The organism is Palleronia abyssalis, from assembly GCF_900302445.1.
In the GTDB taxonomy this organism is placed as follows: domain Bacteria; phylum Pseudomonadota; class Alphaproteobacteria; order Rhodobacterales; family Rhodobacteraceae; genus Palleronia; species Palleronia abyssalis.
Genome location: NZ_ONZF01000005.1, coordinates 174734 through 187449, shown reverse-complemented (window position 1 = coordinate 187449; position 12716 = coordinate 174734). Strand labels below are relative to the sequence as shown.

Sequence of the window (12716 nt, the reverse complement as noted above, 5' to 3'; positions counted from 1 at the left end):
GTCAGCGGCTGCGCAGCACAGCCCCCGGATTCATGATTCCCTTGGGATCGAGGGCATCCTTGATCGCCCGCATGGCCGCAAGCTTGGTCGGATCGCCGTACCGCTCCAGAACGCCGACTTTCAGACGTCCCACGCCATGCTCTGCCGAGAACGAGCCTTCGCGCGCGGCGACCTCTTCGTCCACGATCTCGCGCAGGATCGCTGCGCGGCCGGCATAATCGGCCTTGGTCCGGCCTTCGACCGGGAACAGATTATAGTGAAGATTCCCGTCGCCAAGATGCCCGAAACAATTGATCCGCAGGTCCTCCTCGCGCCGCAGGCGGATAGTGCATCCCTCGATGAAGTCCGGGACCGCCGACAGAGGCAGGGAAATGTCGTTCGAGACGATGGCCCCGACACGCTTGTTCGCCTCGGGAATGGTCTCGCGCACCGCCCATAGGTCATGGCGCTGCTGTTCGCTTTGCGCGATGACCCCGTCGCTGACCAGTCCTATGTCGAACGCTTCGGCGAACAGGGTTTCAAGTTGCTTCTGCGGATCACCCCCCGGCCCCAGTCCCAGGTCGATCAAGACGCTCCACTCCGGCACCTCGTCGAAGGGGGGGCGGACAGGCAGGTCGGTCTCGGCCAGGAATCGCAGCCCCTGCCCTGAGATAAGTTCGAACGCCGACACGCCGCCCGATGCCTGTGCCATTGACAGAAGGTCGAGGGCGGCTTCGGGGCCGGGAACCACCATCATCGACGTCCCACTGCTGACCGGACGTGGGAAGAGGCGCAACGCTGCGGCGGTGATGATCCCCAAGGTCCCTTCCGCCCCTATCAGTAGTCCCTTCAGGTCATAACCTGTGTTGTCCTTGCGCAGGCGCCTCAGCCCCCGGAATACCTCGCCCGAGGGCATCACGGCCTCGATCCCCAGGCAAAGGTCGCGCGCATTGCCGTAGCGCAGGACGTTCACCCCGCCCGCATTGGTGGACAACAGCCCCCCGATCCGCGCAGTGCCCTCGCTGGCCAATGCCAGGGGGAACAGACGATCCGCTTGGGCCGCGGCGGACTGCACATCGGCCAGGATACAGCCTGCCTCGACGATAAGGACGTTCTCGGCCGGGTGAACCGCGCGGATGGCGCGCATGCGTTCAGTTGTCAGAAGGATCGGCGCGGCGTCGGGCATGGTCTGGCCGCCGACCAGTCCGGTCCCCCCGCCCCAGGGGACTATGGGAATGCCGCGGGCAGCGGCGAACCGAACGACCTGCGATACTTCCTCAGCATTGCGCGGTGCGACGACCGCGCCCGCGCTCCCGCGCCAAGTGCCGCGAGGTTCGGCGAGATAGGCGTCGCCCACCTCGCGCAGCGCCTCGTCTGGAAGGGTGGCGCGAAGGTCATCAAGCCAGTCCGGCGTCATTCCGACAAGAACAGCGGCGGCAGGACGACCACCGTCGGACGATCCGGAAGACTGCGCAGGCTGACCTCGATGAAGCTCTCCTGCCGCTCTTCCACATCGAAGCTGTCAGAAATGTCACCGATAAATCGGTCGAGGGATCCGCGTCCGAACCAGTGCATCGGGATGACGATGGATGATCTCAGACGGTCGAGGGTCCGCTCCATCGTCGCAAGATCCACGGTCAGACCGCCATCGACGGCGGCCATCACGACATCAAGCCGCCCCAGCGCGGCGTATTGCGCGTCATCTGGCTCGTGATGCAGGTGACCAAGATGCCCGATACACAGCCCCGCAACCTCGAACACGAAGATGGAATTGCCGTATTTCTCGGCACCTCCAAACCCGGACCGGATGTCGGTCGGAACGTTGCGGACATACATCTCACCCAATTCAAGCTGATACAGGTTCGGCGACACGCCATCACCCCATCCCTCCAGAAGGTTCGGAATGCGCGGGTCGGGCGAGATCGTCCAATGCGAGGAATGCGCCCGATTCATCGTGGCGACATCAGGTACGAAATCAACCGAGCCCAAAAACCCGTTGTAATCGGTAACCGCAGTACCGCCGTCGGGGGCTTCGATCAGGAACATCGAATGGTCGATATAGGACAACCGAACGGTGTAATTCTCAAGCGGCTGACCCCACGACGCGTTCTGGACATACGAGATCCCCGGCGCGGCATCAGCGATCGCGATGCAATGGCTTTGACGTTCCTGCGCGGCGGACAAGGACGGGAGTTGAAGCAAAAGACCCAAGACGGCAAACCGGAACATGGCAGCACCTCCTACCCTGATGCTAGCGATCCCCGCCCCGGCAATCCAGCGCCGCTTCTGCGTCGGGTCGTCACCCCACATCCGTGCGGCCGCGTCGATCCGGCCGAATGTTCGAGTACAGGACATGCGTCCGCCACCGCCCGGCAATCTGAAGATAGGATTGGGCCACGCCCTCGTATTTGAAGCCGGACTTTTCCAGCACCCCACGCGAGGCCACGTTTTCGGGCAGACAGGCCGCTTCCACCCGGCTGAGGTCCAAGCGGTGGAATGCGTGATGAACCAGACCCTCGATCCCTTCGCGCATGAAACCCTGCCGCGCATACGCCTGTCCGATCCAATACCCCAACGTACCCGACTGGGCCGGACCCCGTCGGATATTGTCCAACGTGATCGCGCCGACGAGGGTCCCGTCCGTGCGCCGGAACATGAACAATGGAAGGGCGCTTTCGGTTCGGATCGACCGTTGGGCCCAATACACCCGGTTCGTGAAGCTCTTTCGCGACAGGTGATCCGGTGCCCAGGTCGGCTCCCACGGCTGCAGGAAATCGACAGACTCCTGGCGCAAATCCGACCACGCCCGAAAGTCGGAATGTTCAGGCTGGCGAAGCGTCAGACGGTCGGTTTCGACCTTCAGCCGGCGCCGGGTCAGCTTCATCACGCAACCAGTCGCTCGGCCAGTTCTTCCCGGCTTGGGGCGTTATCGACCGGTCCATAGAGGGCCATCGCCAACCCGGCACCAGAGAGTTGTTGAACCCCGAACGTACGTACCTGGTCGAGGGTCACCTCGTCGATCCGCGCGACCGTTTCCTCAAGCGTCGGGATCCGGCCCCAGATTGCCAGAAGTCGGGCCAAACGCTCGGCCCGAGCCGACGCGCTTTCCAGCCCCATGAGGAGACCCGCCTTCAGTTGCGAACGCGCGCGCTCGACCTCGGCGCTGGTGAAGCTGTCGGCACCGCGTTTCATCTCGTCCACGGTCACGCGGGCCAGTTCGCCGATTTCTTCGGCCGAGGTACCAGCATAGATCGTCATCATCCCGCTGTCGTCATAGGCGCCTGCCTGCGAGAAGATCGTGTAGCACAGGCCCCTGCGTTCGCGCAGTTCCTGGAACAGGCGCGAGGACATGCCGCCGCCAAGGGCGCTAGCATGAATTTGGGCGGTGTAGAACATCGGGTCGCGGTAGGACGGTGCCTCGAACCCCAGCGTAAAGTGCACCTGCTCCAGCTTTCTGTTTTCGAGGCGTTCGTCACCGATGAACCGTGCGGGTGTCGGAGTCGCCCCGGGCCGCGGCTGGAGATGGCCGAATGTCATTTCGGCAAAACGCACGATATCGTCGTGGTCGACAGACCCTGCGGCCGACAGGATCAGGTCGCCCGGGCCATACCGCTCTTTCACGAATGTAGACAGGTCGTCGCGCGTGAAGTGCTCGACGCGTTCCGAAGGCCCCAGGATGGACCGCCCAAGCGGTTGATCGGGATAGGCGGCCTCTTGCAGCCAATCGAAGACGATGTCGTCGGGCGTATCGAGGACCTGCCCAATTTCCTGCAGGATCACCCCGCGCTCTATCTCGATCTCTTTGGGGTCGAACACGGGATTCAGGACGATATCAGAGATGACATCCAGCGCCAGAAACACATCCGCTTCAAGGACGCGGGCATAATAGGCCGTCATTTCGCGGCTGGTGTAAGCGTTCAGATAGCCGCCGACATCCTCGATCTCCTCCGCGATCTGGAGCGCGCTGCGCCGCTTCGTTCCCTTGAATGCCATATGCTCAAGGAAGTGGGCGATGCCGTTCTGTTCGAGCCGCTCATGCCGGCCGCCCGCGTTGACCCAGATGCCGACGCTTGCGGATTTCAGGCCCGGCATATGTTCGGTCACGATACGCATGCCGTTCGACAGGGTGTGTAGGGATACGCTCACGAAATGCGCTCTTCGATCAGGGATTGGATATGGGCGACATCGTTCGGCACCTCGGTGATCCGCTCGCTGCGGTCGAACAGATCGGCCATGCGGGGCGGAAGCGCCGGGCGTTCGCCGGTCGCCGCTTCGACCGCGTCGGGAAACTTCGCGGGGTGCGCGGTCGCAAGCGTGACCATGGGACTGGTCCCCAGATGCGCCTCGGCCACCTTCGCGCCGACGGCCGAATGAGGGCACAAGGTTTCGCCCGTCCGGGCATGGATGTCGCGGATGGTGGCGGCCGTCTCCTCCTCGGACACGCGACCCGAACCGAAGTCTTCGCGCAGGGCCTGCAGGGCACCTTGGCTGACCGGGAAACCGCCTTCGGCTCGAAGCTCTTCCATTAGCGTCCGAATGGCGGCACCGTCGCGATCATACGCCATGAACAACGCACGTTCGAAGTTCGAGCTGACCTGTATATCCATTGACGGGCTGATCGTAGGGTGAACGCCATTCTTGCGGTGCTCTCCCGTGGCCATCGTGCGGTGCAGGATGTCGTTGCTATTGGTCGCGATGACCAGCCGGTCGATCGGAAGCCCCATCCGCTTGGCAATCCACCCGGCGAACACATCGCCGAAATTGCCGGTGGGAACGGTGAAGCTGACGGGCCGATGCGGCGCGCCCAACGCGGTCGCCGCGCTGAAGTAATAGACGACCTGCGCCAGAACCCGCGCCCAATTGATAGAGTTGACGGCGGTCAACCCCACCCGGTCCCGGAACGCATGGTCGTTGAACATATGTTTCACGGCGGCTTGGCAATCGTCGAAATCCCCGTGCAAGGCCAAAGCGTGGACATTCACCTCGGACGGCGTCGTCATCTGCCGCCGTTGAACTTCGGAGACGCGGCCATGCGGATACATGATGAAGCATTCCACCCCGTCGAGGCCCTTGAACGCCTCGATAGCCGCACTTCCCGTATCGCCGCTGGTGGCGCCGACGATGGTGATCCGCTCCCCGCGCCGGGTCATCGCGTCTTGGAACAGCTGACCGATCAGCTGCATCGCGAAATCCTTAAAAGCCAGCGTAGGTCCGTGAAACAGTTCCAGAAGGAAGTGGTTCGCGCCCAATTGCTTCACAGGGGCGCGGGCGTCGTGGCCGAACCCGGCATAGGACTTCACGATCATGTCGCCCAGCCGCTCCTCCCCAAAGTCGGTGAAGGGCTGCATGACGCGCAACGCGATTTCCTCGTACGGTCGACCAGCGAGATCGAGGATATCGGAATGCTTTAGCCTAGGGATTTCGGCGGGTACGTACAGGCCGCCGTCCCGCGCGAGGCCGGTCAACATCGCCTGTTCAAAATCGAGCGCAGGGGCCTGCCCGCGGGTCGAAACATATTGCATCGTCACGCCTTATCGCTGGTACGACTTGCCATACGCCAGCCCAGAAGCACTGTCATCCCCGCCCAGAGCAGCGCCATGGAAAACCATGTGATCGCGTATTGAAGGTGATTGTTCGGGATGTCCTCGACTGACACGGGCAGTTGCGTGACACCCGGCACCGGAGGATCGAGCGTGCGGGCAACGATCAGCACGGGTTCGGTTCCCAGGGCATCGGCCATCAGGTCCACGTCCCGGGCGAACCAGATGTTTCGATCACGCTCCGGGTCGGGGACGAAACTGTCGGTCTCTCGCGGCCAATTTAGGTTGCCGGTTACAGTGGTGGATTGCCCCGTGCGCAGGGGCTCTTTCTCGGCGGTCGGGACAACGCCCAGATCGACCAGCACACGTCGCCCGTCCGTCTCGAAGGGTGCGATCAAGCGATAGCCGGGGCCAGTGCGGCGGGTCGAAACCAGAACGTGCAACTCGTCGCCCGTGGTCCGACCCAAGACGCGTACAGGCAGATAGCGGTCGTCTTCCGGATCGATGTCGTTTGGCAAGGAAACAGGCTCGGCGGCGATGCCTGCTTCTATCTCGGCCAGAAGTGCAGATTTCCACTCAAGCCGCTGGACCTGCCAAAGACCCAAGGCGAGCAGCAGTGCGATCCCGCCCATGCCAAGGATGGCAAGCCCGATCCAACGCGTCATGCTACCTCCAACGGATAAAGGGCGCCGGTGCTGAACCGCCGCCCCTTTTGAGCCGAAAACCCTGTAATTCGTCAGGAGCCCCAGATGTAGATCGACGCGAACAGGAACAACCAGACCACGTCAACGAAGTGCCAGTACCACGCGGCCGCCTCGAACCCGACATGCTTTTCAGGGCTGAAATGCCCGGCCCGCACGCGCAGGTAGCAGACGAAAAGGAAGATCGTCCCGATGATCACATGCGCCCCGTGGAAGCCCGTCGCCATGAAGAAGTTGGCGCCATAGATGTTGCCCGAGAAGCCAAACGCCGCATGGCTGTATTCGTACACCTGAAAGACCGTGAAGATGGCCCCCAGAACGACGGACAGAATGATGCCGTTCGCCAGGTCCTTGCGGTTGTTGTCGTGGACCAGGGCATGGTGCGCCCATGTCGCCGCCGCGCCCGAACACAGCAGGATCAGGGTGTTGATCAACGGCAAGTGCCACGGGTCGAACGTCTCGATCGACGGGGGCGGCCACTGGCCCTCGCTGAACGTCTCCATCGGATACAGGGCGTGCTTGAAGAACGACCAGAACCATGCCGCGAAGAACATGACCTCGGACATGATGAACATGATGAAGCCATAGCGCAGTCCGATCCGGACCACCGGGGTGTGATCGCCAGCCACGGATTCCGTGATGACGTCCTTCCACCACGCGATCATCGAATAGATCACGATCAGGAAGCCGATGAGGAAAACCCAAGGGATGTCGTTCGCCATCCACTGCACAGCACCGAACAGCATGACGAACGCACCGACCGACGCCACAAGCGGGTGAAGCGAAGGCGGAAGAATATGGTAGTCGTGGTTCTTTTCGTGCGCCATTGCGTCCCTCGGCTGGCTCAGTTTGTCGTGAGGTTTGCCTGCCGTTCTTCTTCGGGCAGGTCAATCTCGTAGAAGGTATAAGAAAGCGTTATCTGCTTCACGTATTTCGCGTCGCGATCCTCGACAATGGCCGGGTCTACGTAGAACGACACCGGCATCTGGACGCGCTCGCCCGGCTGCAAGATCTGTTCGGTGAAGCAGAAGCAGTCGATCTTGGAGAAATACTCACCCGCGTAGAACGGCGTCACGTTGTAGCTCGCCTGCCCAGCGACGGGTCTGTCTGTCGGGTTATACGCCTCATAGAAAGCCAGGCCGGTCTCGCCGATCTTGATCTCGATCGTCCGGTCCACCGGAGCAAACTCCCACGGCATACCTTTCTCGGTCGTGGCGTCGAAGCGGACCTTGACCGTGCGGTCCAGAATCTCGTCTGCCCCAGCCTCGGCCACGTTCGTCGTTCCGCCATACCCGGTGACCTGGCAGAACCACGTATAGAGCGGCACGGATGCCCACGCCATTGCCCCCATGAAGACGATCACGCCAACGGTGCCCAGGAGCGTCTTAGTCTTGGAGTCCATCAGTTCGGGGCCTCCTCGCCTGGAAGAAGTTCAGGACGGACGACATGATCGAAGCCTTGAACTGCGCCGAGTTGCTGGACCTTCACCACAGTCAGGCCGAACACGATCGCGATGAACCCGACCAGAACGATGCCCAGTCCGATATTCCGTGACCGGCGCCGCTGATGAATTTCATGCTCTGCCCGGATCATCCGATCACCCCCGCGGTCCGCAGAACCGCGTCCGCCAGAAGCGCACCGAAGTGCAGGAATAGGTACAGGAGCGAGAACTTGAAGAACCGCTTCTCGACCGAATAGTTGTCCGTCTCGGCAATCTCTTCGTTACGGCGGAAGATCTCCCACGCGCCTTTGACGAACCAGGCATTCAAACCAATGGCTGCAATCAGGTAAACGGGACCTCCGGCGGAGGTGAACCCGAGCCATATGGCGAATGCCGCGAGGATGACCGTATAGGCCAGAATGTGGCGGCGCGTGGACGGACGTCCATGCGTCACCGTCAGCATCGGCACGCCAGCATCGTCGTAGTCCGATCGCATGAACAACGCGAGCGCCCAGAAATGCGGGGGTGTCCACAGAAAAATCAGCGCAAACATAAGGATCGACTCCAGGCTGACCGATCCGGTGGCCGCGACCCAGCCGATCATCGGGGGGAAGGCCCCCGCCGCGCCGCCTATGACGATGTTCTGCGGCGTCGACCGCTTCAACCACATCGAATAAACAACTGCGTAGAAGAAGATCGTGAACGCAAGAAGTGCCGCCGCCGCCCAGTTCGTCGACAGGCCCAGCATCACGACCGAGAAGCCAGACAGGGCGAGACCGATGCCCAGCGCCTCGTCGCCACCCACACGGCCCGAGGGGACAGGCCGCTTTGCCGTGCGCCGCATCACCGCGTCGATATCCGCATCCCACCACATGTTCAGGGCCCCCGATGCCCCGCCGCCGACCGCGATGAACAGGATTGCGCAGAACCCCACGAAGGGATGCAGGGATACGGGCGCGACCAGCATGCCGACGAAGGCCGTGAAGACGACCAGCGTCATCACGCGAGGCTTCAACAGGGCGAAGTAGTCCCCGAACTGCGCCTCGTACTCCCGGTCCATGATGCTGGTCGCGTCTGTCATGCGTCTCGCTTTCAGTTGGCGCTTTCGCCGTCTTCGATCAGGCGCGCGGCTTCACCTTCGCCCGTATCGCTCGCATCGGCGACCTGGCGCGGCGTCCCGCCGTATTCGGCGATCGCCCAGTCCAGCCACGCTTCGTACTCGTCCTGGCTGACCACTTTCACGGTGATCGGCATGTAGGCGTGGGCAATCCCGCAAAGTTCGGAACATTGGCCGAAATACACGCCCTCTTCCTCGGCCTCGAACCACAATTCCGCGAGGCGCCCGGGAACCGCATCCTGCTTCACGCCAAAGGACGGCACCGTCCACGAGTGGATCACATCCGCCCCGGTCACCTGCACCACCACCGTCGCACCGATTGGAACGACCATCGCGGTGTCGGTCGCCAGCCTGAATTCATCTTCCGAATACCCGGCGTCCTGGAGCTGCGCGACGACCTCGTCCGTCAGACGGTTGTCCCCGCCGGTCGCCGGAGAGCCGATCATGTAGCTGTCGAACGCGAATCCGTGGTCGACATACTCGTAGCCCCAGTACCACTGGTAACCCGTCGTCTTGACCGTCACGTCCGCCTCGGGGATTTCCTGCTGATTGAACAGGACCGGCAGGGAGAAGGCGCCGATAAAGATCAAGATCACGATCGGACCGATGGTCCAGGCGATTTCGATCGGGGTGTTGTGGGTGAATGCCTTGGGCGTCTTGTTCCGGACGTGGTTGAATTTGACCACGACTACGCCCAGCAGCCCGATCACGAAAAGGGTGATGGCGGTGATGATTATCAGGACCATCCCGTCGAGCCATTGCAGGTCCGCCGCGATAGACGTTACCGCGGGCTGGAACCCCACGCCGCCGTCGGACGGCGCGCCGATGATCGGAAGATCACCAATCGGGTTGCCCTCCTGCGCAAAGGCGGCATGTCCCATGAAAATCGGAAAGAGAGCGGTCATAAGGGTGCGTAGGCGCATCGGCATGGTCCTGTCGGGCTCTGTCTGGACGGTTGTCGGCACGTCGGATAGACGCACACGGGTCGCCCCGGGTCGGAATTGCGGCTTAGAACCACATTAGGTCCGCGACGGCAAGATCGCGGGTGCCTTTCCCGAAGCCCCCTTTCGTCGCAGTGCGACTCCTTGGGCGCATGGACGGGTCCCGCGCGTGGACATGAGGGCCACCGTTCATATGTATGGAAAAGCCCAGACCCCCGAGGATTCCATGCCCGATCAACCCTTCCGCCCGCTTTCCGACCGGATCGACGAATCCGCCGCGCTTCGTGCCCTGCGTGGTGCCACCGACGGCGCCGAGGACGGCGAACTGTTTCTCGAACGGAAGCGATCCGAGGCGATCACTTTCGATGACGGGCGAATCCGCAACGCGGCGTACGACGCAACCGAGGGATTCGGGCTTCGGGCCGTGAAAGGCGAGGTCACCGGCTACGCCCACTCGACGGACCTGAGCGAAGCGGCGCTTCTGAGGGCGTCCGAAACTGCCCGTCTTGCCGTGGGTGACGGTGGAGGGACCATGGCGGCCAGTCCCTTGGCCACGAACCGGCGCCTTTATATCGACAAGGATCCGATGTCCGACGCGACCTTCGGCGTCAAGGTCGAGACGCTGCGCGAGATCGACGCCTTCGCCCGGGATCTGGATCCGCGAGTGGTCCAGGTATCCGCAACTCTCGCCGCCTCCATCCAAGAGGTCGAGATCCTCAGGCCGGACGGCACCGTCGTGCGCGACATCCGTCCCATGACCCGTCTGAACGTTGCGGTCATCGTCGAAGAGGACGGGCGACGCGAACAGGGGTATCACGGTTCCGGCGGGCGCTATGCCCTAACGCCTCTGATCGATCGGGCACATTGGCAGGCAACGACCCAAGAGGCGCTGCGCATCGCACTGGTCAACCTGCGCGCCGAACCGGCACCGGCGGGCGTAATGGATGTGGTCCTTGGACCCGGTTGGCCGGGCATCCTTCTTCACGAAGCCATCGGGCATGGTCTGGAGGGCGATTTCAACCGCAAGGGAACCTCTGCCTTCGCCGGTCTGATGGGACAGCAAATCGCCTCTCCGGGCGTGACGGTTCTGGACGACGGCACCATCCCCGATCGTCGGGGGTCGATCAGCGTGGATGACGAGGGCACGCCGTCGAACAAAACGGTGCTGATCGAGGATGGCGTGCTGGTCGGGTACATGCAGGACCGGCAGAACGCACGCCTCATGGGGGTCGAAGGGACCGGGAACGGGCGCCGCGAAAGCTATGCCCATGCCCCGATGCCGCGCATGACGAACACTTACATGCTGCCCGGAACCGAAAGCCCGGAGAGCATCCTGTCCGGCCTGGATGACGGCCTTTACGCTGTCGGGTTCGGCGGCGGGCAGGTCGATATCACCAACGGCAAGTTCGTCTTCTCTTGCACCGAAGCATACCGGGTGAAGAACGGCGTGGTCGGGACGCCCGTCAAAGGCGCAACCCTGATCGGCGACGGCGCCACGGCCCTTCAGAAGATCCGGGCGATCGGCAACGACATGTCGCTGGATCCGGGGATCGGCAATTGCGGCAAGGCGGGCCAGTGGGTGCCGGTCGGGGTGGGCCAGCCCAGCCTGCTGATAGGCGGGCTTACGGTGGGCGGTTCGGCCGCCTGAGACATCGCGATTCGGGGGCGGCGCACGAGAACGGGTAGGAAGATCGCCCCGTTCCCGCGATTTATATCAGGCGCGATGAGAAAAAATTCGTTCTCATTCAAGGATTAACGCGTTGCAGGAAAATTCCCTGAGAACGTTTACCGGCGATTAACCTTTCTGACGGCATATCTGTCCTTGCAAGAGACGGAGCGAGACGGGCAATGGAGTTTCTCCCTTCCAACCACCCCCTCATCCCCCCCCTCAGAGAGGAAGATAGCCTGGCCTGGCTTCGTCTCTTGCGCTCCAGACGAGTCGGCCCGTCTACGTTTTACCGCCTGATGGCCGAGCATGGGTCGGCCGAGGCCGCGCTTAGCGCCCTTCCAGAAATCGCAAGAGCCGCCGGTGTGGACGATTACAGCGTTTGCCCCACCGAAGTTGCCCTGAACGAAATGCACCGGGCCAAGCTTGCCGGCGCAACCCTTATCGCCGCCGGTTCGGACCTTTATCCCGAGGCTCTTGCAGACCTCCCAGATGCACCGCCGCTTCTATGGGTTCTTGGCGATGTGTCGGCCCTGACCCGAGCCGCGGTCGCAGTGGTCGGAGCGCGGAACGCCTCGTCGCTGGGTCTTCGCATGGCGCGGTCCTTGTCTACCGGATTGGGGGATGCCGGGTTCGCCACCATTTCGGGTCTGGCCCGCGGTATCGATACCGAGGTTCACAAGGCAACCCTTGCAACAGGTACGGTCGCCGTCATGGCCGGGGGCGTCGACGTGATCTACCCCCCCGAAAACGCCGTCCTCGCACAGGAAATCGGTGAAAACGGCTGCCTTGTCAGCGAACAACCCATGGGCATGAAGCCCATTGCCCGCCATTTCCCCCGTCGAAACCGTCTGATCTCTGGGCTCGCGCGGGCGGTCGTGGTCGTGGAGGCCGCCGCGAAATCGGGCACCTTGATCACGGCGCGCGATGCGCTCGATCAGGGACGCGAGGTTCTTGCAGTGCCAGGTCACCCGTTCGACGCCCGTGCCGCAGGATGCAACTTGTTGATCCGCGACGGTGCGACGCTGGTCCGTGGGCCGAAAGACGTCCTCGAAGCGCTGCACCGGGAAGAACAGCAACCCTACAAAGCGCCATCTCCCGAAATCGCGCCGAAGCGGACCCTGATCGATGCACATATTCTCCATCGGCAGATCCTCGACCGCCTTGGCCCTTCGCCCAGCACCGAAGATCAGCTAATCCGCGATCTTGGCCTCCCGGCCGGGCCTGTTGCGGATTGCCTGACGCGGCTCGAGCTGGACGGCGCGATCCAACGCGAGGCCGGGGGTCTGTTGCGACTGTCCTGCTAGGGCACCCACAAAGCGGCGATTGAC

Annotated in this window: 13 protein-coding genes; 2 read left to right on the top strand and 11 right to left on the bottom strand. The window is 62.6% G+C overall.

The features are described from left to right. Window position 1: 1 nt before the first annotated feature. The 11 genes from PAA8504_RS12895 to coxB all read right to left on the bottom strand — a co-directional run bounded on the left by PAA8504_RS12895 (window position 2) and on the right by coxB (window position 9701). Window positions 2-1396, bottom strand: a complete 1395-nt coding sequence (locus PAA8504_RS12895; protein WP_108894595.1) for an FAD-binding oxidoreductase — start codon at window positions 1394-1396, stop codon at window positions 2-4. Then, window positions 1393-2208 carry an MBL fold metallo-hydrolase gene (locus PAA8504_RS12890; protein WP_108894594.1) on the bottom strand — a complete coding sequence of 272 codons (816 nt, stop codon included), beginning with the start codon at window positions 2206-2208 and terminating at the stop codon, window positions 1393-1395. Before PAA8504_RS12890 ends, PAA8504_RS12895 begins: the two co-directional genes overlap by 4 nt. Before the next feature lie 70 nt (window positions 2209-2278). Beyond that, window positions 2279-2863: a GNAT family N-acetyltransferase gene (locus PAA8504_RS12885; protein WP_108894593.1), complete on the bottom strand. Its 585-nt coding sequence runs from the start codon at window positions 2861-2863 to the stop codon at window positions 2279-2281. Then, window positions 2863-4125 carry a M16 family metallopeptidase gene (locus tag PAA8504_RS12880; protein ID WP_108894592.1) on the bottom strand — a complete coding sequence of 421 codons (1263 nt, stop codon included), beginning with the start codon at window positions 4123-4125 and terminating at the stop codon, window positions 2863-2865. Before PAA8504_RS12880 ends, PAA8504_RS12885 begins: the two co-directional genes overlap by 1 nt. Then, the gene (gene thrC / locus PAA8504_RS12875; protein ID WP_108894591.1) at window positions 4122-5501 is read right to left on the bottom strand and encodes a threonine synthase; all 1380 of its coding nucleotides are present in this window, start codon (window positions 5499-5501) and stop codon (window positions 4122-4124) included. Before thrC ends, PAA8504_RS12880 begins: the two co-directional genes overlap by 4 nt. 2 nt (window positions 5502-5503) lie before the next feature. After that, the gene (locus tag PAA8504_RS12870; RefSeq protein ID WP_108894590.1) at window positions 5504-6184 is read right to left on the bottom strand and encodes an SURF1 family protein; all 681 of its coding nucleotides are present in this window, start codon (window positions 6182-6184) and stop codon (window positions 5504-5506) included. Window positions 6185-6255: 71 nt separating this feature from the next. Next, window positions 6256-7047 (bottom strand): cytochrome c oxidase subunit 3, encoded by a 792-nt coding sequence (locus PAA8504_RS12865; protein ID WP_108894589.1) that lies wholly within the window; start codon window positions 7045-7047, stop codon window positions 6256-6258. A 17-nt stretch (window positions 7048-7064) separates the two neighbouring features. Then, a complete protein-coding gene (locus PAA8504_RS12860; protein WP_108894588.1) occupies window positions 7065-7622 on the bottom strand; it encodes a cytochrome c oxidase assembly protein in 558 nt (185 codons plus the stop codon). After that, a complete protein-coding gene (locus PAA8504_RS23005) occupies window positions 7622-7813 on the bottom strand; it encodes a cytochrome c oxidase system small membrane protein (RefSeq protein WP_108894587.1) in 192 nt (63 codons plus the stop codon). Before PAA8504_RS23005 ends, PAA8504_RS12860 begins: the two co-directional genes overlap by 1 nt. Next, window positions 7810-8742: a heme o synthase gene (cyoE, locus tag PAA8504_RS12850; RefSeq protein WP_108894586.1), complete on the bottom strand. Its 933-nt coding sequence runs from the start codon at window positions 8740-8742 to the stop codon at window positions 7810-7812. The genes PAA8504_RS23005 and cyoE overlap by 4 nt, the downstream gene beginning before the upstream one ends. A gap of 11 nt (window positions 8743-8753) precedes the next feature. Next, window positions 8754-9701 (bottom strand): cytochrome c oxidase subunit II, encoded by a 948-nt coding sequence (gene coxB / locus PAA8504_RS12845; protein ID WP_370739690.1) that lies wholly within the window; start codon window positions 9699-9701, stop codon window positions 8754-8756. A 244-nt stretch (window positions 9702-9945) separates the two neighbouring features. Here coxB and tldD point away from each other — a divergent pair, with 244 nt between their 5' ends. Both tldD and dprA read left to right on the top strand, forming a co-directional pair. Further along, window positions 9946-11367, top strand: a complete 1422-nt coding sequence (tldD, locus tag PAA8504_RS12840) for a metalloprotease TldD (RefSeq protein ID WP_108894661.1) — start codon at window positions 9946-9948, stop codon at window positions 11365-11367. Between the two features lie 200 nt (window positions 11368-11567). Next, the gene (gene dprA, locus PAA8504_RS12835; protein ID WP_108894585.1) at window positions 11568-12692 is read left to right on the top strand and encodes a DNA-processing protein DprA; all 1125 of its coding nucleotides are present in this window, start codon (window positions 11568-11570) and stop codon (window positions 12690-12692) included. Window positions 12693-12716 lie beyond the last annotated feature (24 nt).

What these genes read in the sequence shown, in the direction of transcription:
- cyoE (WP_108894586.1), bottom strand. Translation starts at nt 8,742, where the DNA reads ATGACAGACGCGACCAGCATCATGGACCGGGAGTACGAGGCGCAGTTC.
- tldD (WP_108894661.1), top strand. Translation starts at nt 9,946, where the DNA reads ATGCCCGATCAACCCTTCCGCCCGCTTTCCGACCGGATCGACGAATCC.
- PAA8504_RS12890 (WP_108894594.1), bottom strand. Translation starts at nt 2,208, where the DNA reads ATGTTCCGGTTTGCCGTCTTGGGTCTTTTGCTTCAACTCCCGTCCTTG.
- PAA8504_RS12870 (WP_108894590.1), bottom strand. Translation starts at nt 6,184, where the DNA reads ATGACGCGTTGGATCGGGCTTGCCATCCTTGGCATGGGCGGGATCGCA.
- coxB (WP_370739690.1), bottom strand. Translation starts at nt 9,701, where the DNA reads ATGCGCCTACGCACCCTTATGACCGCTCTCTTTCCGATTTTCATGGGA.
- PAA8504_RS23005 (WP_108894587.1), bottom strand. Translation starts at nt 7,813, where the DNA reads ATGATCCGGGCAGAGCATGAAATTCATCAGCGGCGCCGGTCACGGAAT.
- PAA8504_RS12885 (WP_108894593.1), bottom strand. Translation starts at nt 2,863, where the DNA reads ATGAAGCTGACCCGGCGCCGGCTGAAGGTCGAAACCGACCGTCTGACG.
- PAA8504_RS12860 (WP_108894588.1), bottom strand. Translation starts at nt 7,622, where the DNA reads ATGGACTCCAAGACTAAGACGCTCCTGGGCACCGTTGGCGTGATCGTC.
- PAA8504_RS12865 (WP_108894589.1), bottom strand. Translation starts at nt 7,047, where the DNA reads ATGGCGCACGAAAAGAACCACGACTACCATATTCTTCCGCCTTCGCTT.
- dprA (WP_108894585.1), top strand. Translation starts at nt 11,568, where the DNA reads ATGGAGTTTCTCCCTTCCAACCACCCCCTCATCCCCCCCCTCAGAGAG.
- PAA8504_RS12895 (WP_108894595.1), bottom strand. Translation starts at nt 1,396, where the DNA reads ATGACGCCGGACTGGCTTGATGACCTTCGCGCCACCCTTCCAGACGAG.
- thrC (WP_108894591.1), bottom strand. Translation starts at nt 5,501, where the DNA reads ATGCAATATGTTTCGACCCGCGGGCAGGCCCCTGCGCTCGATTTTGAA.